The sequence below is a fragment of the Paracoccus sp. BR5-17 genome, from assembly GCF_055693925.1.
In genome coordinates, this window is sequence record NZ_JBVFUV010000003.1 from 1,607,623 (window position 1) to 1,623,487 (window position 15,865).

Annotated in this window: 16 protein-coding genes; 7 read left to right on the plus strand and 9 right to left on the minus strand. The window is 68.8% G+C overall.

From position 1 onward, the window contains the following. Positions 1 to 53 precede the first annotated feature (53 nt). Positions 54 to 539, plus strand: coding sequence for a 6,7-dimethyl-8-ribityllumazine synthase (locus ACZ1HC_RS09425; RefSeq protein WP_472699752.1), 486 nt, complete (start codon positions 54 to 56; stop codon positions 537 to 539). Positions 540 to 578: 39 nt separating this feature from the next. Here ACZ1HC_RS09425 and glmS read toward each other — a convergent pair whose 3' ends face one another. Both glmS and glmU read right to left on the minus strand, forming a co-directional pair. After that, entirely contained in the window at positions 579 to 2,396 is a 1,818-nt protein-coding gene (gene glmS / locus ACZ1HC_RS09430) for a glutamine--fructose-6-phosphate transaminase (isomerizing) (protein ID WP_472699753.1), read from the minus strand. Further along, positions 2,396 to 3,739, minus strand: a complete 1,344-nt coding sequence (gene glmU / locus ACZ1HC_RS09435; RefSeq protein WP_472699754.1) for a bifunctional UDP-N-acetylglucosamine diphosphorylase/glucosamine-1-phosphate N-acetyltransferase GlmU — start codon at positions 3,737 to 3,739, stop codon at positions 2,396 to 2,398. Before glmU ends, glmS begins: the two co-directional genes overlap by 1 nt. Before the next feature lie 114 nt (positions 3,740 to 3,853). On the opposite strand from glmU, the gene ACZ1HC_RS09440 reads away from it, so the two are divergent. Both ACZ1HC_RS09440 and ACZ1HC_RS09445 read left to right on the plus strand, forming a co-directional pair. After that, positions 3,854 to 4,528 carry an HAD-IA family hydrolase gene (locus ACZ1HC_RS09440; RefSeq protein WP_472699755.1) on the plus strand — a complete coding sequence of 225 codons (675 nt, stop codon included), beginning with the start codon at positions 3,854 to 3,856 and terminating at the stop codon, positions 4,526 to 4,528. 158 nt (positions 4,529 to 4,686) lie between these two features. Continuing rightward, positions 4,687 to 5,274, plus strand: coding sequence for a hypothetical protein (locus tag ACZ1HC_RS09445; RefSeq protein ID WP_472699756.1), 588 nt, complete (start codon positions 4,687 to 4,689; stop codon positions 5,272 to 5,274). Between the two features lie 33 nt (positions 5,275 to 5,307). Here ACZ1HC_RS09445 and bfr read toward each other — a convergent pair whose 3' ends face one another. Both bfr and ACZ1HC_RS09455 read right to left on the minus strand, forming a co-directional pair. After that, positions 5,308 to 5,793: a bacterioferritin gene (bfr, locus tag ACZ1HC_RS09450; RefSeq protein ID WP_472699757.1), complete on the minus strand. Its 486-nt coding sequence runs from the start codon at positions 5,791 to 5,793 to the stop codon at positions 5,308 to 5,310. Next, complete coding sequence (locus ACZ1HC_RS09455) at positions 5,741 to 6,034, minus strand: (2Fe-2S)-binding protein (protein WP_472699758.1); 294 nt, start codon at positions 6,032 to 6,034, stop codon at positions 5,741 to 5,743. The genes bfr and ACZ1HC_RS09455 overlap by 53 nt, the downstream gene beginning before the upstream one ends. 131 nt (positions 6,035 to 6,165) lie before the next feature. On the opposite strand from ACZ1HC_RS09455, the gene queA reads away from it, so the two are divergent. The 4 genes from queA to ACZ1HC_RS09475 all read left to right on the plus strand — a co-directional run bounded on the left by queA (position 6,166) and on the right by ACZ1HC_RS09475 (position 12,421). Further along, positions 6,166 to 7,221 (plus strand): tRNA preQ1(34) S-adenosylmethionine ribosyltransferase-isomerase QueA, encoded by a 1,056-nt coding sequence (gene queA / locus ACZ1HC_RS09460; protein WP_472699759.1) that lies wholly within the window; start codon positions 6,166 to 6,168, stop codon positions 7,219 to 7,221. A 78-nt stretch (positions 7,222 to 7,299) separates the two neighbouring features. Continuing rightward, entirely contained in the window at positions 7,300 to 8,562 is a 1,263-nt protein-coding gene (locus ACZ1HC_RS09465; protein WP_472699760.1) for an MFS transporter, read from the plus strand. 67 nt (positions 8,563 to 8,629) lie between these two features. Next, positions 8,630 to 10,021: a dihydrolipoyl dehydrogenase gene (gene lpdA / locus ACZ1HC_RS09470; protein ID WP_472699761.1), complete on the plus strand. Its 1,392-nt coding sequence runs from the start codon at positions 8,630 to 8,632 to the stop codon at positions 10,019 to 10,021. 108 nt (positions 10,022 to 10,129) lie between these two features. Beyond that, positions 10,130 to 12,421: a glycosyl hydrolase family 28-related protein gene (locus ACZ1HC_RS09475; RefSeq protein WP_472699762.1), complete on the plus strand. Its 2,292-nt coding sequence runs from the start codon at positions 10,130 to 10,132 to the stop codon at positions 12,419 to 12,421. A 411-nt stretch (positions 12,422 to 12,832) separates the two neighbouring features. Here the strand turns inward: ACZ1HC_RS09475 and ACZ1HC_RS09480 are convergent, their stop codons facing one another. From ACZ1HC_RS09480 to ACZ1HC_RS09500, 5 genes are all read right to left on the minus strand, one after another. Beyond that, on the minus strand, positions 12,833 to 13,222 hold the full coding sequence (locus tag ACZ1HC_RS09480) for an AAA+ family ATPase (RefSeq protein ID WP_472699763.1): 390 nt from the start codon (positions 13,220 to 13,222) through the stop codon (positions 12,833 to 12,835). Positions 13,223 to 13,360: 138 nt separating this feature from the next. Then, complete coding sequence (locus ACZ1HC_RS09485) at positions 13,361 to 13,564, minus strand: hypothetical protein (RefSeq protein ID WP_374300879.1); 204 nt, start codon at positions 13,562 to 13,564, stop codon at positions 13,361 to 13,363. A gap of 198 nt (positions 13,565 to 13,762) precedes the next feature. Continuing rightward, the gene (locus ACZ1HC_RS09490) at positions 13,763 to 14,545 is read right to left on the minus strand and encodes a metal ABC transporter permease (protein ID WP_472699764.1); all 783 of its coding nucleotides are present in this window, start codon (positions 14,543 to 14,545) and stop codon (positions 13,763 to 13,765) included. Next, positions 14,545 to 15,294: a metal ABC transporter ATP-binding protein gene (locus ACZ1HC_RS09495; protein WP_472699765.1), complete on the minus strand. Its 750-nt coding sequence runs from the start codon at positions 15,292 to 15,294 to the stop codon at positions 14,545 to 14,547. Before ACZ1HC_RS09495 ends, ACZ1HC_RS09490 begins: the two co-directional genes overlap by 1 nt. Beyond that, on the minus strand, positions 15,291 to 15,785 hold the full coding sequence (locus ACZ1HC_RS09500; protein WP_472699766.1) for a Fur family transcriptional regulator: 495 nt from the start codon (positions 15,783 to 15,785) through the stop codon (positions 15,291 to 15,293). The genes ACZ1HC_RS09495 and ACZ1HC_RS09500 overlap by 4 nt, the downstream gene beginning before the upstream one ends. Between the last annotated feature and the right edge of the window lie 80 nt (positions 15,786 to 15,865).

Here is a 15,865-nt window from a genome sequence, read left to right on the forward strand (position 1 = left end):
GTCATGGCTCGTGTCCTGGGACCGTACGCATCGCAACGTAAGGTTCCCGAAAGATGACCCACAAGACCCCCCGCAGCACCCCCCGCATCGCCTTCATCAAGGCCCGCTGGCACTCCGATGTCGTCGACCGCGCCCATGACGGCTTCCTGGCCGAACAGCGGCGGCTGATGCCCGGCGCCGATGTCGTGGCCTATGACGTCCCCGGCGCCTTCGAGATGCCGCTGCTGGCCAAGAAGCTGGCCCGGACAGGGCGGTTCGATGCCGTGGTCGCCGCCGCCCTGGTGGTGGACGGCGGCATCTACCGCCACGATTTCGTGGCCAGCGCCGTCGTGACCGGCTTGATGAATGTCGGGCTGGAAACGGGCGTGCCGTGCTTCTCGGTGTCGCTGACGCCGCACAACTATCAGGAAACCAACCTGCTGACGGGCTTTTACCGCGACCACTTCGTCAAGAAGGGCGCCGAGGCCGCGCAGGCCGTGCATCAGATCCTGGAACTGGACGCCCGGATCGCCGCCGAAAGCCGCGCCGACGCCGCCTGAGGGGGACGGGCGCGCGGGTTCGGCCCGCGCGCCGTCCGGTCATTCCACCGTGACCGATTTCGCCAGGTTGCGCGGCTGGTCCACGTCCGTGCCCTTCGCGACCGCGGTGTGATAGGCCAGATACTGCATCGGGATCGCATAGAGGATCGGCTGGAACGCGCCGCCGCCCGACGGCATCCGCAGAACCGCCTGCGCGCCGTGGCTGGCCTGGGACAGGCCCGCCTCGTCCGAGACCAGCAGGATCGGCCCGTGGCGGGCCATCACCTCCTGCATGTTCGACACCGTCTTGTCGAACAGCGCGTCGTGCGGGGCCAGCACCACCACCGGCACGTCGCGGTCGATCAGCGCGATCGGCCCGTGCTTCAGTTCGCCCGAGGCATAGCCCTCGGCGTGGATGTAGCTCAGTTCCTTCAGCTTCAGCGCGCCTTCAAGGGCCACGGGATAAAGCCCGCCCCGGCCCAGGAACAGCACGTCGCGGGCCTGCGACAGCCATTCGGCCTGCTCGCGGCAGTCGTCCGACAGGTTCAGCGCCTGCTGCATCAGCGCCGGGATCGACCGCAGATCCGCCAGATGCCGGCCAAGCGCCGCGTCGTCGATGCGGCCGCGGTCATGGGCCGCCTTCAGCGCCAGGATCGCCAGCACCGTCAACTGGCAGGTGAAGGCCTTGCTGGATGCCACGCTGACCTCGATCCCCGCCAGGGTGGGCAGCGCGATGTCCGCGTCCCGCGCGATGGCCGAGGTGCCGACGTTGACGAGACCCAGGGTGCGGGCGACGTGGTGGCGGGCGTAATGCAGCGCGGCCAGGGTGTCGGCGGTCTCGCCGGACTGGCTGACGGCGATGAACCAGCTTGCCGGCGACAGCGGCGGCTCGCGATAGCGGAACTCGGACGCCACGTCGATGTCGCAGGGCAGGCCCGCGATCTGCTCGAACCAGTATTTGGCCACATGGCCGGCCAGATGGGCGGTGCCGCAGCCGACCAGGCTGATCCGGTCGACGCCGTGGAAGTCCATCCCCTCGGGCAGCACGATGCGGTCGCCCTTGAGATAGTGGGCCAGCACGTCGCCGATGACCACCGGCTGCTCGGCGATCTCCTTGGCCATGAAGTGCCGGTAGCCGCCCTTGTCGATGCTGGCGGCGCCCGCGTCGATGCGGGTTTCAAGGCGGTGGGTCTGGTTGCCCTGCGCGTCGAAGATCCGCGCGCCCGCGCGCGTCAGGATGGCGTGGTCGCCGTCCTCGAGATAGGTGATCCGGTCGGTGAAGGGCGCCAGGGCAACCGCGTCCGATCCCAGGAACATCTCGCCCTCGCCGTGGCCGATCGCCAGCGGGCTGCCCCTGCGCGCGGCAACCATCAGGTCCTGCTGGCCGTCGAAGATGAAGGCCAGGGCAAAGGCGCCCCGCAGCCGCGCCAGCGTCCGGCGCGCCGCCTCGACGGGCGAGGCGCCGCCGTCCATGTAATGCGCCGTCCACAGCGCCACGGCTTCGGTATCGGTCTGCGATTGCGCCTGGATGCCCAGCCCGCGCAGTTCGTCGCGCAGTTCCCGGAAATTCTCGATGATGCCGTTGTGGACGACGGCCACCGGGCCGGACTGGTGGGGATGGGCGTTCACCTCGGTCGCGGCGCCGTGGGTGGCCCAGCGGGTGTGGCCGATGCCGATATGACCGGGCAGGGGCTCGTGAACCAGCCGGTCGGACAGGTTCACCAGCTTGCCCACCGCGCGGCGGCGGTCCAGCCGGCCGCTGGCGTCCACCGTCGCCACGCCGGCGCTGTCATAGCCGCGGTATTCCAGCCGGCGCAGCGCATCGACCAGTTGCGGGGAAACCTCGTGCGACCCCAGGATGCCGATGATGCCGCACATCAGCGGGCCTCCTTCCGGGCGCGCAGGGCGGCCATCAGGCGCGTGGCAAGGCCGGGCTTGGTGACCTGGCGCGCGCGCCCCAGCGCCAGGGCGCCGCCGGGCACGTCCTCGGTGATGACCGAGCCCGACCCGGTCATCGCATCGGCGCCCACGCGCACGGGGGCGACCAGCATGGTGTCGCTGCCGATGAAGGCGCGGGCGCCGATCTCGGTGCGGTGCTTCATCACGCCGTCATAGTTGCAGGTGACGGTGCCCGCGCCGATATTGGCGCGTTCGCCCACATGGGCGTCGCCCAGATAGGTCAGGTGGCCGACCTTGGCGCCTTCGTCCAGAACGGCGTTCTTGATTTCCACGAAGTTGCCGACATGGACATCGCCGCCCAGTTCCGCGCCGGACCGCAACCGGGCGAAGGGCCCGACGGTCGCCCCGGCCGAGACGTGGCAGCCTTCCAGGTGGCAGAAGGGCAGGATCTCGGCGCCCGATTCGATGGTCACGCCGGGGCCGAAGACGACATTCTGGCCGATCACCGCGTCGCGCCCGATCACCGTGTCCAGGGCGAACCACACGGTCGAGGGGTCGCACAGCGTCACCCCGTCTTCCAGCGCGCGGCGGCGGGCGCGCGCCTGGAAGGCCGCCTCGGCCGCGGCCAGTTCGGTGCGGGTGTTGATGCCCAGCGTCTCGGATTCGTCGCAGGTCACGACATGGGCGCTGCGGCCTTCGGCGCGGGCCAGCGCCACCAGGTCGGTCAGGTAGTATTCCCCCGAGGCGTTTTCGTTCGTCAGCCGGACGATCAGCTGCCGCAGCAGCGCCGCGTCCAGCGCCATGACGCCCGAATTGCACAGCGCGATGCCGCGGGTGGCGGCGTCGGCGTCCTTGAACTCGACGATCCGCTCCAGCCCCCGGGCGGTGACGATCAGCCGGCCATAGCGGCCCGGATCCTCGGCCTCGAAGCCCAGCACCACCAGATCCGAGGGATGCGCGGCCAGGGCCGCCAGCGTTTCTTCGGCGATGAAGGGGGTATCGCCGTAAAGCACGATCACCTTGCCCTCGAAGCCCTCAAGCTCGGGCAGGGCCTGGCGGACGGCATGGCCGGTGCCAAGCTGTTCGGTCTGCAGCACGATCCGGGCGTCAGGATCGATCCTGCCCACGGCCCTGGTGACCTGGTCGGCGCCGTGGCCTGCCACGACGATCACCTGTTCGGGATCCAGCGTGCGGGCGATTGCCAGCGCGTGACCGACCAGCGGCACCCCCGCCAGCCGGTGCAGCACCTTGGGCAGGTCCGACTGCATCCGGCTGCCCTGTCCGGCCGCCAGAACGATGATTGCCACGGGATGATCCGCCATGCCTGCCCCGATGCCTGTTCACATTCTTTGCCGCGCGTTCTAATCGGGGCGCGGCGCGGGGGAAGGCCCCGGCGTTCACCTTTGATGTCCAATCGTTGCGGAGGGGCCGGCAGGATGGCGGGAACGGTGGTGTTCGATCTGGACGGCACGCTGGCCGATACCTCGGCCGACCTGATCGCGGCGGCCAATGCCTGCTTTGCCGCGCGCGGCATGGCGGTGGCCCTGGATCCGGTCGCGGACGCGCTGACGGCCTTCCACGGGGGACGGGCCATGCTGCGGGCCGGCTATGGCCGGCTGGGCGCGGACCTGCTGTTGCCGCCCGGGGCCGAGGACGAGGATTATCCCCGCCTGCTGAAGCACTACGAGGACAACATCGCCGTCCATACGAAGCTGTATCCCGGGGTCGAGGACGTGCTGGACCGGCTGCAGGCGGACGGGCATATCCTGGCGGTCTGCACCAACAAGCCCGGCTCGCTGGCCGAGACGCTGCTGGACGTTCTGGGGGTCAGGGGCCGCTTCGCCGCGATGATCGCCGCCGACACGCTGCCGGTCCGAAAGCCCGACCCGCGCCCCTATCGTGCCGCGGTCGAGCGGGCAGGGGGCCGGGTCGAGGCGTCCTTCCTGGTGGGCGACACGGAAACCGACCGCAAGACGGCCGCGGCCGCCGGCGTCAGGGTGGCGCTGGTGTCCTTCGGCCCCGAGGGCGAGGCGATCCGCAGGCTGGCCCCGGACGCCCTGATCGGTCATTTCGACGAGTTGCCGGATCTGGCCCGCCGCTGGCTGGGATGACGCGCCAGCACCAAGGCTGACCATTTAGACATATTCTATTCCGCGCGATCCCGGAATATGAACGACTTGTTAACAAGTGTTTACGGTGATGTGCCCTATGCGGCCCGCGGCAGCGGGCCGCGCCCTGGCCTTCGCCGCAAGGGGTCCAGGGTGACAAGATGCCGCCGCTTTGCTCGGTCGACGATCAGTGCCTGTATTTCTTTCCCGGCATGGGCTTCCGTCCCGCCGTTCATGCCGTCCAGCGTGACCAGTACGGGGACCACCTGACGCTGGTGGTGGGCGACGACAGCCCGCTGGAGGGCAAGGTTCCGCCCGGATACGACTACTACATCCCGGCCCAGCAGATCTATCCCGGCGGCGCCGCGGCGGGACCGGTCATGGCCGCACTGACATCGGCGACGACGGGGGGCGGATCGGGTGTTCTCGGCGTGCCGTTCTTCTGGGGCGGCACCAGTTCATCGACCGGCGACGGGCCCGCGCGTCCGCCCGGGGAAACCCTGTTGGTCCCGCCCGACGGCGGCCTGCCGCCGATCGTGCCCCCGATTACCCTGCCGCCTTTCGCGCCGCCCGCGACGCCGCCTGCGCCCGGCACGCACCTGCCGCCCGCCACCCCCTGGCCGCCCACAACTGAAGTGCCGGTCGAGCCGTTCCTGCCGCCGCTGCACCCGGTCCCCTTGCCGGATGCGGCGCCGCTGCTGGTCGCGGCGCTTCTGGCCTTCGCCGTCCTGCGCCGCGCCCTGCAATAGCAGCGCCGTCCCCGCGACGGGACGGCACCCGCGTCATTCGGCTTCGTCGGCCGGCTTGGCGTTCAACTGGCCATAGTTCTGCGCGCCGATCGTGTCGAACAGCTGCAACTGCGTCTCGAGGAAGTCGATATGGCCCTCCTCGTCCTCGATCAGGTCGTCGAACAGCGCCTTGGACACCTGGTCGTTGACGCTCGAGCAGTATTCCCGCGCCTCGAGATACAGGGTGCGGGCGTCGTGTTCCGCAGCCAGGTCCGATTCCAGCGTTTCCCGCAGGGTCTGGCCGATCCGCAGCGGATCCAGCCTCTGAAGATTCGGATGGCCTTCCAGGAAGATGATTCGCTGGATCAGGCGGTCCGCATGGTGCATCTCTTCGATGGATTCGGCCCGCGACTTGCCGGCGATGCGGCCGAAGCCCCAGTCCTCCTGCAGGCGGTAATGCAGCCAGTACTGGCTGACCGCGGTCAGTTCAGACCGCAGCGCCGCGTTGAGATACTCGATGACCTTTGCGTCGCCCTTCATGGTGGCTTCCCTTTGCGATCCCTGATTTTGCCCGCAAAATCGGCGGGGCTATGCCCAGATTATCGCAGTGACGCATGGTGTCCAGAAAGAGCGGCATACACCCGCCGCAATCGGCGCGCTTGCCCAGGGCGTGATAGATCTTTCCCGGCGTGATGATGGTCTGGGGGTCTGCGGCCCGCATCCAGTCGATGGCGGCCTTGATCTCGTGATCCGAGATTTGCGTGCAGTGGCAGACGATCATCGCAAGGCTCCTGTTTGGCGGAAACTTAGCAATTCGGTTGGAAAAGTAAAGACGACAAATCCAGTGGGTCTTGTCCCCGATCCTGACGGTCGTCTTGACGGTCGGGGCGGGGTCGGCGCAGAAGGGCGGCCATGAAACTGTCCGATTTCGACTTCGACCTGCCGCCCTCGCTGATCGCCACGCGCCCCGCGCGGCCGCGCAGTTCGGCCCGGCTGCTGCTGGCCGAAGGCGGCGCCATCGCGGATCGCCGGGTCAGCGACCTGCCGGACATCCTGCGCCCGGGCGACGTTCTGGTGCTGAACGACACCAAGGTGATCCCGGCCCGGCTGACGGGCACCCGCAGCCGCGCGAACCCCGCCGATCCCGGAACCGAGGCCGTGGCCCGGATCGAGGTGACGCTGCTGGAGCCCGCCGCCGACGGCTGGCGGGCCCTGGCCAAGCCCCTGCGCAAGCTGCGCGAGGGAGAGGTGATCCGGTTCGGAGACGCCCTTTCGGCGGAAGTGGCCGAGATCGCCGGGGGCGAGTTGCGCCTGCGCTTCGACGCGCAGGGCGAGGCCTTCGACGCCGCCCTGCAGACCGTGGGCGCGATGCCGCTGCCGCCCTACATCGCCGCGCTGCGTCCGCCCGACGACCAGGACCGGCAGGATTACCAGACCGTCTGGGCGGCGCGTCGGGGGGCCGTCGCGGCCCCGACCGCCAGCCTGCATTTCGACGACGACCTGCTGGCGGCCCTGACCGCGCGGGGGGTCCAGTTCGTCCATGTCACCCTGCATGTGGGCGCAGGCACCTTCCTGCCGGTCAAGGTCGATGACGTGACCACCCACCGGATGCACGCCGAATGGGGCGAACTGGGCGCCGAGGCCGCCCAGGCGATCAACCGCGCCAAGGCCGAGGGCCGGCGCGTGATCCCGGTCGGCACCACGCCGCTGCGGCTGATCGAATCGGCCGCGCAGGAGGACGGCACCGTGCTGCCCTTCCGGGGAACCACCGACATCTTCATCTATCCGGGCTTCCGCTTCCGAGTGACGGACGGGCTGATGACCAACTTCCATCTGCCGAAGTCCACGCTGATGATGCTGGTCTCGGCGCTGATGGGCCGGGACCGGATCCGCGAGATCTATGCCCACGCGGTCGCCACGGGCTATCGCTTCTTCAGCTATGGCGATTCGTCGCTGCTGATCCCATAGGGTCGCTTTCCGGGTGGCCCCTGCGTGCGGAATGGGCGAGACAGCCATCATCCGCGCAACCTGACCTTGGGACGACCGATGCTTTCCGCGCTGCGAACCACATGGCCGCTGTTCCTGGGCATCCTGCTGCTGATGGTCGGCAACGGGATGCAGGGCACGCTGCTGGGCATCCGCGGCGGCATCGAGGGTATCCCGACCTTCCAGATGTCGGTGGCCATGTCGGGCTATTTCGCGGGCTTCCTGCTGGGCAGCCTGACGGTGCCGCGGCTGATCAAGAATGTCGGCCATGTGCGGGTGTTCGCGGCGCTGGGATCCATGATCTCGTCGGTGCTGGTGCTGTATTCGGTCGAGCCGAACTGGATCTGGTGGACGGCGTTGCGCATCGTCATCGGCTACTGCTTCTGCGGGGTCTACATCACCTCGGAAAGCTGGCTGAACGCCGGATCCACCAACGAGAACCGCGGCCAGACGCTGTCGGCCTACATGATCGTGCAGCTTCTGGGCATCGTCGCGGCGCAGGCGCTGCTGAACACCGGCGATCCCGGCGGCTACACGCTGTTCATCGTCGCATCGGTGCTGGTGTCCTTCGCCTTCATGCCGATCCTGCTGTCCGCGCGGCCCGCGCCGCAGTTCCAGACCATCAAGCGCATGAGCTTTCGCCGCCTGTATCAGGCATCCCCGCTGGGCTGCGTGGGGATATTCCTGATGGGCGGGGTCTTCGCGGTGCTGTCGGGGATGTCGTCCGTCTGGGGCGCCAGCATCGGCCTGTCGGTGGCGCAGATCTCGCTGTTCGTGGCGGCCAGCTACGCGGGCGGGCTGGTGCTGCAATATCCGCTGGGCTGGATCTCGGACCGCTACGACCGGCGCCGGCTGGTGCTGATGCTGGCGGCGGTGGGCGCGGCGACCGGGCTTGCGGTGATCGTGGCCCAGCCGGGAACGCTGGGGCTGGTGATCGCCGGGGCGCTGATGGGCGGCGTCGCCAACCCGATCTACGCGCTGCTGCTGGCCTATACCAACGACTACCTGGACCAGTCCGACATGGCCTCGGCCTCGGCGGGGCTGCTGTTCATCTATGGCATCGGCTCGATGGGCGGGCCGATCATCACCGGCTGGCTGATGGAGGTCATCGGCCCGGACGGGTTCTGGGTCTATATGGGGGTGCTGCTGGCGCTGCTGACCGTCTATGCCGGCTGGCGCACGACGCGGCGCCGCGCCCTGACGCCCGAGGAGCAGGGCAGCTTCGCCGTCATCACCCCCAACGCCACCCCCATCGCCGTCGAGGCCGCCCTGGACGAAAAGCAGTCCGATCCGTCCGAACGGCGGTCGGCCAACGCGGCGTGACCGGGCTGCTTGTTCGCCTGGGCCGAATGATTTAACGCTGAACCATCGTGACCTGACGGGGGAAGCTATGGCCCAGAATTTCGACATGGTGGTGATCGGCGCCGGTCCCGGCGGCTATGTCGCCGCGATCCGGGGCGCTCAGTTGGGCCTGAAGGTGGCCTGCATCGAGCGCGAGCATCTGGGTGGCATCTGCCTCAACTGGGGCTGCATCCCGACCAAGGCGCTGCTGCGGTCGGCCGAGGTGTTCCACCTGATGCACCGCGCCAAGGACTTCGGGCTGAAGGCCGAGGGCATCGGCTTCGACCTCGAGAAGGTCGTGCAGCGGTCGCGCGGGGTAGCCAAGCAGCTGACCGGCGGCATCGGGCACCTGTTCAAGAAGAACAAGGTCACCACCATCATGGGCGAGGCGCGGCTGACGGCCCCCGGCACCGTCAGCGTCAGGACCGACAAGGGCACCGAGGAGGTCACCGCGAAGAACATCGTCCTGGCCACCGGCGCGCGCGCCCGCGAACTGCCGGGGCTGGAGCCGGACGGCAAGCTGGTCTGGAACTACAAGCACGCGCTTATGCCGCCGCACATGCCCAGGAAGCTGCTGGTCATCGGCTCGGGCGCCATCGGCATCGAGTTCGCCAGCTTCTTCAACACGCTGGGCGCCGAGACCACGGTGGTCGAGGTGATGGACCGCGTGCTGCCCGTCGAGGATGCCGAGATCAGCGCCTTCGCCAAGAAGCAGTTCGTCAAGCAGGGCATGACGATCCTGGAAAAGGCCACGGTCAAGGCCCTGGACCGCAAGGGCGGCACGGTGACCGCGCATATCGAGACCGGCGGCAAGACCCGGATGCAGGACTTCGACACGGTGATTTCCGCCGTGGGCATCGTCGGCAACGTCGAGGATCTGGGGCTCGAGGATCTGGGCGTCAAGATCGACCGCACCCATGTCCTGACCGACGAATACTGCCGCACCGGGGTCGAGGGGCTTTTTGCCATCGGCGACGTGGCGGGCGCGCCGTGGCTGGCGCACAAGGCCAGCCATGAAGGGGTGATGGTGGCCGAACTGATCGCCGGCGGGCATCCCCATCCGGTGAAGCCCAGCAGCATCGCGGGCTGCACCTATTGCCACCCGCAGGTGGCCTCCGTCGGCCTGACCGAGGCCAAGGCCAAGGAACTGGGCCATCAGGTGAAGGTCGGCCGCTTCCCCTTCGTGGGCAACGGCAAGGCCATCGCCCTGGGCGAGCCCGAGGGCATGATCAAGACCGTCTTCGATGCCGAGACCGGCGAATTGCTGGGCGCGCACATGGTGGGCGCCGAGGTGACGGAACTGATCCAGGGCTATGTCATCGGCCGCCAGCTCGAGACGACCGAGCAGGATCTGATGGAGACCGTCTTCCCCCATCCCACCCTGTCCGAGATGATGCACGAATCCGTCCTGGACGCCTATGGCCGGGCGATCCATTTCTGAAAGCGTTGCGCGGGGCGTGGCCGCAACGCCCGCCCCGTCAAGACGGCGTTAACCGTTCGGTAACTATCCCTTCACCCATGCGCCTGCCGCGGCTGAGGGAGATAGGTCATGAACATCGCGATCACCAACGGGCTTTTGCTGATGCCGCCCGCCTTCCGGGGCGGCCTGGGCGCCTGGTCGCGCAGCGACGGCACGCCCGGCAGCCCCAGCTGGGCGTCGGCCGACAACGCAGCGCTTGTTCCCGCCGACCAGGACTTCGGCACCTGCCTCGAGGTGATGAAGCAGCAGACCACCACCAGCGTCCGCTTCATGGGCGAGACGCCGATGATCCCGGGCGTCTATCTGCGCGTCTCGGCCCGCGTCAAGGCGGTGGCCGGGGCGCTGTGTTCGGCGCGGATCGCCGGCTGGGCGGGCAACGGCTCGCGCGCGCATGTGACCGGCCTGGTCGAGGTCGGGCCGACCGTGCCCCTGACCGCCTATGGCGAGGTGGTCGAGATCAGCGCCATCGTCGGCGTCGGATCGCGGCGCGGCGTGGACATGGCCTGGGGCACGGTGCCCGTCTATGGCCACTTCGGGCTGGATCTGGTGGGCGCGAACGGCGGCGCCTTCCGCATCGAATCGGTGCGCATCGAGGACGTGACCGCGGCCTTCATCCCGTCGCTGATCGACTGGGTGGACGTGCGCGACTTCGGGGCGCGGGGCGACAACGCCACCAACGACCGCGCGGCCTTCGTCGCCGCCGACCAGGCCGCCAAGGGCGGCTCGATCCTGGTGCCCGAGGGGACCTTCTTCATCAGCGGCGATCTGGGCATCAACAGCCCCATCCGCTTCAAGGGCACCATCCGCACGCCGGTGGACACGCGGGTGTCCTTCCTGCAAGGCTTCGACTTCCCGACCTATGCCGCCGCCTTCGGGGACGAGACCCTGGGCATGAAGAAGGCCCTTCAGGCGCTGTTCGGCTATACCGACCACGTGTCGCTGGACCTGTGCGGGCGGCGCGTCGATCTGCTGGAACCGCTGGTCGTGGACGCCTTCGCGCCGGATCTGGCGGGCTTTGCCAACCGCCGCGTGATCTGCAACGGCTCGATCAGCGCCAAGGCCGGGCCCGCCTGGGACACCGGCCGCTGGACCAGCACCGCCAGCTATGACCCCGACCGGCCGCTGCTGCTGACCAACGTCGCCAACGTCGCCGCGATCGAGGTCGGCAGCCGCGTCATCGGCCCGGGCGTCGGGCGCGAGGTCTATGTCGGCGCCCGCGACATCGCCGCCCGCAGCCTGACCCTGTCGCAGCCGCTCTATGGCGGGGCGGGGACGCGCAGCTACAGCTTCGAGCGCTATCGCTATCTGTTCGATTTCTCGGGGGCCGAACTGTCGCGGCTGAACTTCGTCGATCTGGACCTGAACTGCGAGGGCGTCGCCAGCGGCATCATGCTGCCGCCCAAGGGCGAGATGATCGCGCTGCGCGACTGCTATGTGACCAGGCCCAGGGACCGCGGCATCACCTCGATCGGGCGGGGCTGCCAGGATCTGCTGGTGGACCGGTGCCAGTTCCTGTCCAACGAGATGGACCTGCCCGCCCAGAGCCGCACCACCATCGCCCTGAACGTCAACGCCAACGACGTGAAGATCCGCGACAACCGCTTCGTCCGCTTCGCGCATTTCCTGGTGGCCGATGGCGGCGGGCACATCATTTCGGGCAACCACTGGTTCCAGGGCGACGGATCGGGCGACGGGCTGCGCTATGCGGGGCTGGTGCTGACGCAGCCCAACGTGCAGACCACGATCAACGGCAACTACATCGACAACGCCTCGATCGAATGGACCAACGAACACAGCGCCCGGCCCGACTTCACCGGCAACGAGTTCAGCTTCGGCGGGCTGACCATCACCGGCAACACCTGCCTGTGTTCCAACACCGCGGCCTGGTTCACCTGGCTGACGGTCAAGCCCTATGGCAGCGGCCATTTCATCCACGGCCTGACGGTGACCAGCAACGTCTTCAAGGCGCTCTACGGCGAGGTCGAGCGGATCGAGCGCGTCGATACCGCCATCGCCGATCTGGACTACAACAACATGCGCAACCTGCAGTTCGAGGGGAACACCTTCAACGGCGTGAAAACCTACGTCTCGAACCCGCTGATGGTGCAGCATAACCAGGCCTCAGCCTCGGCGGCGTGGACGCTGCCGGTGATCGAGGGGCTGCCCTTCAAGGGATGGGCGAAGTCGGTGCAGTCGGTGGTGGCGGAAAGCGCCATCGTCAACGGCTCGGGCGCGCAGGTCGATGCCGCGCCCTGGGTGCAGACCGAGATCGGCACGACCCGCCGCCAGATCCGTCTGAACTGGCCCATGGCGGTGCGGGGCAGGGTCACGGTCTATGCGCGGATGGACCGCCCGCAATAGCGTGCCCCTTCCCGCCGGGCCACAGGCCGCCGCGATCCGTCGCGGCGGTCTTGTGCGTGACGGGGCCCGGCCGGTCAGCGGGCGCGGGCCTTCCAGGCCGACCACAGGCCCAGCCCGATGGCGACATAGGCCCGCGTTGACCAGCAGGCCCGCGACGATCTGCCGGGCCAGCGGCTCGGGCCGGGGGGTGGTGCCGGTCAGCGGAATGATGACGGCGACGAAAACCGCGCCTGCGGCCAGGGGCAGCGCCATGCCGGTGATCGGCCGGTTGCGCAGCGTCGTCAGCAGCAGCGCGATCAGCAGCCCGATGCGAAAGACGTCCCCCGCCTGCGCCGCCAGCAAGTCACCCATGCGCCCCGTTCCCCTGCCTTTTCCGCAGCCTAGCGCGGGCGTCGGGTCCAGGTCCAGATCCTAGAGCGAGATTTCCGGTTGATCGGGATCCACCGGCACGGCGGGAGCCGGGTCGTCCTGCCGCGGCGCCAGATCGTCCAGCGGCGGGGCGGGCGGCGCATCGGCCTTGCGCCGGATCAGGATGTCGCCGTTCTCCAGCCGCTGCGGCCGGTCGTAATTGGCGAGGTCGTCCACCAGCACCGCCAGATCCTCCAGCACCGGTGCCAGTTCCCCCAACGCGCCGCCCATGTCCTGGCCCAGCCGGTCAAGCTGGGGGCCAAGTTCGGTCCACAGGTTCCGGCCGATGATGCCAAGCCCCCGTTCGATGAGGCCGAGGCCCTCCTGCGTGTCGGATTGCGCCAGGGCCGCCGGGGGAAAGGCCAGCAGGCCCAGGATCAGAAACCGGCGCATGATGATCCCCCCAGCCCGCCCGTTGGATGCGGGTCATGCTACGCCCGCGCCGCGGCCCTGTCGAGCCGCGCAAAGAAAAAGGGCCGGCCCAAGGCCAGCCCTTTGTATCCTGAACGGAACCCGGGTTCCGTCTGGACATCAGCTGTCGTCGTCGTCCGAAGCAACGGCGGCGATGACGCCCAGCAGCAGCAGGGCGGGGACAACCAGGCCGGCGTTGGTCGAAGCGGGTTGCTCTTCCACAACGACGGGCTCGACGTCGACGACGGGGGCGACATAGCCACCGGCCAGAGCCGAGGAGGCGGTCAGGCCGAGAGCGGCAGCGAAGGTAGCGAATTTGGTCATGATCATGCTCCGTTTCGTTGAAGGCTGCCGTCACCGGCAACATCGAGGCGACAGTTACACAATCCCTAGACGTTTGAAAGCTGCATTGGTTCAAATCCGTCGCGGGTTCATGCCGACTGTTGCATATTGGCCAACCCCTCTGCGCAACCTTGGTTCCGGGGCCCGAAAGGGTGCCGCCAGAGGTGTTGCAATCCTGCACTAGCTGCGCCGAACCGCTTGGGAAACCATGAAAAAGCCCGCCGCCGCCGCGATGATCGACGGCCCCGCCGGCGTGTCCAGATGCAGGCTTGCCCACAGGCCCGCCATCACCGACAGCGCGGCCACCAGGATGGCCGTTCCGGCCATGCCTTCAGGGCTGCGCGACAATCCGCGGGCGGCTGCCGCGGGGACGATCAGCATGGCCGAAATCAGCAGGGATCCGACCACTCGAATCGACAGCGCGACCATGATCGCCAGGGCGACCGACAGGACCAGCCGTTCCACCCGGGGGCTGATGCCCGCAGCCATCGCCAGCTCCTCGTTCAGGGATGCCGTCAGCAGCCGCTGCCAGCGCCAGGCCAGCAGCGCCAGGACGCCCGCCGCCCCCGCCCAGATCAGGGCTAGGTCGCCCCGGCCCACCGCCAGGATGTCGCCGAAGAGATAGGCCGACAGGTCCGACCGCGCCGAGGGCACGAAGCTGATCGCCACCAGCCCGACCGCCAGCGCCGAATGGGACAGCACCCCCAGCATCGTGTCCATCGCCTGTCCCCGCGACACCAGGGCCGAGATCGCCGCGGCCATCGCCGTCGCCACCAGGATGGTGCCCGCATAGATCGAGATCTGGAAGGCCAGGCTGATCGCCACCCCCAGGATCGCCGCATGGGCGGTGGCGTCGCCGAAATAGGCCATGCGCCGCCAGACGACCAGGCTGCCCAGTGGGCCCGCCACCGCCGCGATGCCCAGCCCCGCCAGCATCGCCCGCACGAAGAAGTCGTCCAGCATCAATGGGTTCCGGCGTGAAGGTAGCGGTGGTGGTCGTGGTCGTGGTCGTGGTGGTGCCGGTAGAGGGCCAGCGTCCCCTCGGCCTCGGCCTCGAACAGGGCGCGGTATTCGGGGGCGCTGCTGACATGCTGGGGCGTGCCCTCGCAGCAGACATGGCCGTTGAGGCAGATCACCCGGTCGGACGCGCGCATCACCACCAGAAGATCGTGGCTGACCATCAGCACGGCGGCGCCGGTCTGGCGGCGCACCTCCTCGATCAGCTTGTAGAAGGCGACGATGCCGGGCTGGTCAAGCCCCTGCGTCGGCTCGTCCAGGACCAGCAGCGCGGGGTCGTGCAGCAGGGCGCGGGCCAGCAGCACCCGCTGGAACTGGCCGCCTGACAACTGCGACAGTGGCCGCGACTCCAGCCCCTCGACGCCGGTGCGCGCCAGGGCCAGGCTTGCCTCGGGGTCGCCCACGCGGCGGGGCAGGGACAGGAAGCGCCGCACGGTCATCGGGATCGTCGGCTCCACCTGCACGCGCTGCGGGACATAGCCGATGCGCAGCCCCGGCTGGCGCGTCACGCGCCCTGCGGCAAGCGGCATGTGCCCCAGAAGCGCGCGCACCAGCGACGACTTGCCCGAGCCGTTGGGCCCGACGACGGTGACGATCTCGCCGGCGCGGATCCGGAAATCGACGCCCTCGAGGACGGTCTCGGTCCCGCCGGGGCGCAGGATGGTCAGGCCCTCGGCCCGGATCAGCGCGGTCATGGCCGCGCCGCCCGCGCGCAGGCCGGGCACAGTCCCAGCGCCTCGATCGTGACGCGTTCGACCAGAAAGCCGGTTTCCGTGGCAAGGCCCGTCAGGGCATCGCGCACCGGCGCGGCGGGCAGTTCGGCCAGCGTGCCGCAGGCCCGGCAGATCAGGAAGGCGGGGGCGTGATCCTGGCCGGGATGCAGGCAGGCGGCGAAGGCGTTCAGCCGCTGCAGCCGGTGCGCCAGCCCCTGTTCCACCAGGAAATCCAGCGCCCGATAGGCGACCGGCGGCTGGCGGCCGAAACCTTCGGCGGCCAGCCGGTCCAGCACCTCGTAGGCGCCCATCGCGCGGTGCGATTCCAGCAGGATCTCCAGCGTGCGCCGCCGCACCGGGGTCAGCCGGGCGCCGTTCTCGGCCAAGCGCCCGTGGGCCTGGTCAAGGGCGCGGGCCTCGCAGGCGCGGTGGTCGTGGGGCGCGAAGGCCGAGAGGGGATCGGGATCGGGCAAGGCTGTTACTTTATCACATTCCAGTTGACTTGTTATCTTGTAACATGAAAGGAAGCCCACCACAACGAACCGACCGAACG

Coding starts and splice junctions, on each gene's coding strand:
- ACZ1HC_RS09425 (WP_472699752.1), top strand. CDS start 54: ATGACCCACAAGACCCCCCGCAGCACCCCCCGCATCGCCTTCATCAAG.
- glmS (WP_472699753.1), bottom strand. CDS start 2,396: ATGTGCGGCATCATCGGCATCCTGGGGTCGCACGAGGTTTCCCCGCAA.
- glmU (WP_472699754.1), bottom strand. CDS start 3,739: ATGGCGGATCATCCCGTGGCAATCATCGTTCTGGCGGCCGGACAGGGC.
- ACZ1HC_RS09440 (WP_472699755.1), top strand. CDS start 3,854: ATGGCGGGAACGGTGGTGTTCGATCTGGACGGCACGCTGGCCGATACC.
- ACZ1HC_RS09445 (WP_472699756.1), top strand. CDS start 4,687: ATGCCGCCGCTTTGCTCGGTCGACGATCAGTGCCTGTATTTCTTTCCC.
- bfr (WP_472699757.1), bottom strand. CDS start 5,793: ATGAAGGGCGACGCAAAGGTCATCGAGTATCTCAACGCGGCGCTGCGG.
- ACZ1HC_RS09455 (WP_472699758.1), bottom strand. CDS start 6,034: ATGATCGTCTGCCACTGCACGCAAATCTCGGATCACGAGATCAAGGCC.
- queA (WP_472699759.1), top strand. CDS start 6,166: ATGAAACTGTCCGATTTCGACTTCGACCTGCCGCCCTCGCTGATCGCC.
- ACZ1HC_RS09465 (WP_472699760.1), top strand. CDS start 7,300: ATGCTTTCCGCGCTGCGAACCACATGGCCGCTGTTCCTGGGCATCCTG.
- lpdA (WP_472699761.1), top strand. CDS start 8,630: ATGGCCCAGAATTTCGACATGGTGGTGATCGGCGCCGGTCCCGGCGGC.
- ACZ1HC_RS09475 (WP_472699762.1), top strand. CDS start 10,130: ATGAACATCGCGATCACCAACGGGCTTTTGCTGATGCCGCCCGCCTTC.
- ACZ1HC_RS09480 (WP_472699763.1), bottom strand. CDS start 13,222: ATGCGCCGGTTTCTGATCCTGGGCCTGCTGGCCTTTCCCCCGGCGGCC.
- ACZ1HC_RS09485 (WP_374300879.1), bottom strand. CDS start 13,564: ATGACCAAATTCGCTACCTTCGCTGCCGCTCTCGGCCTGACCGCCTCC.
- ACZ1HC_RS09490 (WP_472699764.1), bottom strand. CDS start 14,545: ATGCTGGACGACTTCTTCGTGCGGGCGATGCTGGCGGGGCTGGGCATC.
- ACZ1HC_RS09495 (WP_472699765.1), bottom strand. CDS start 15,294: ATGACCGCGCTGATCCGGGCCGAGGGCCTGACCATCCTGCGCCCCGGC.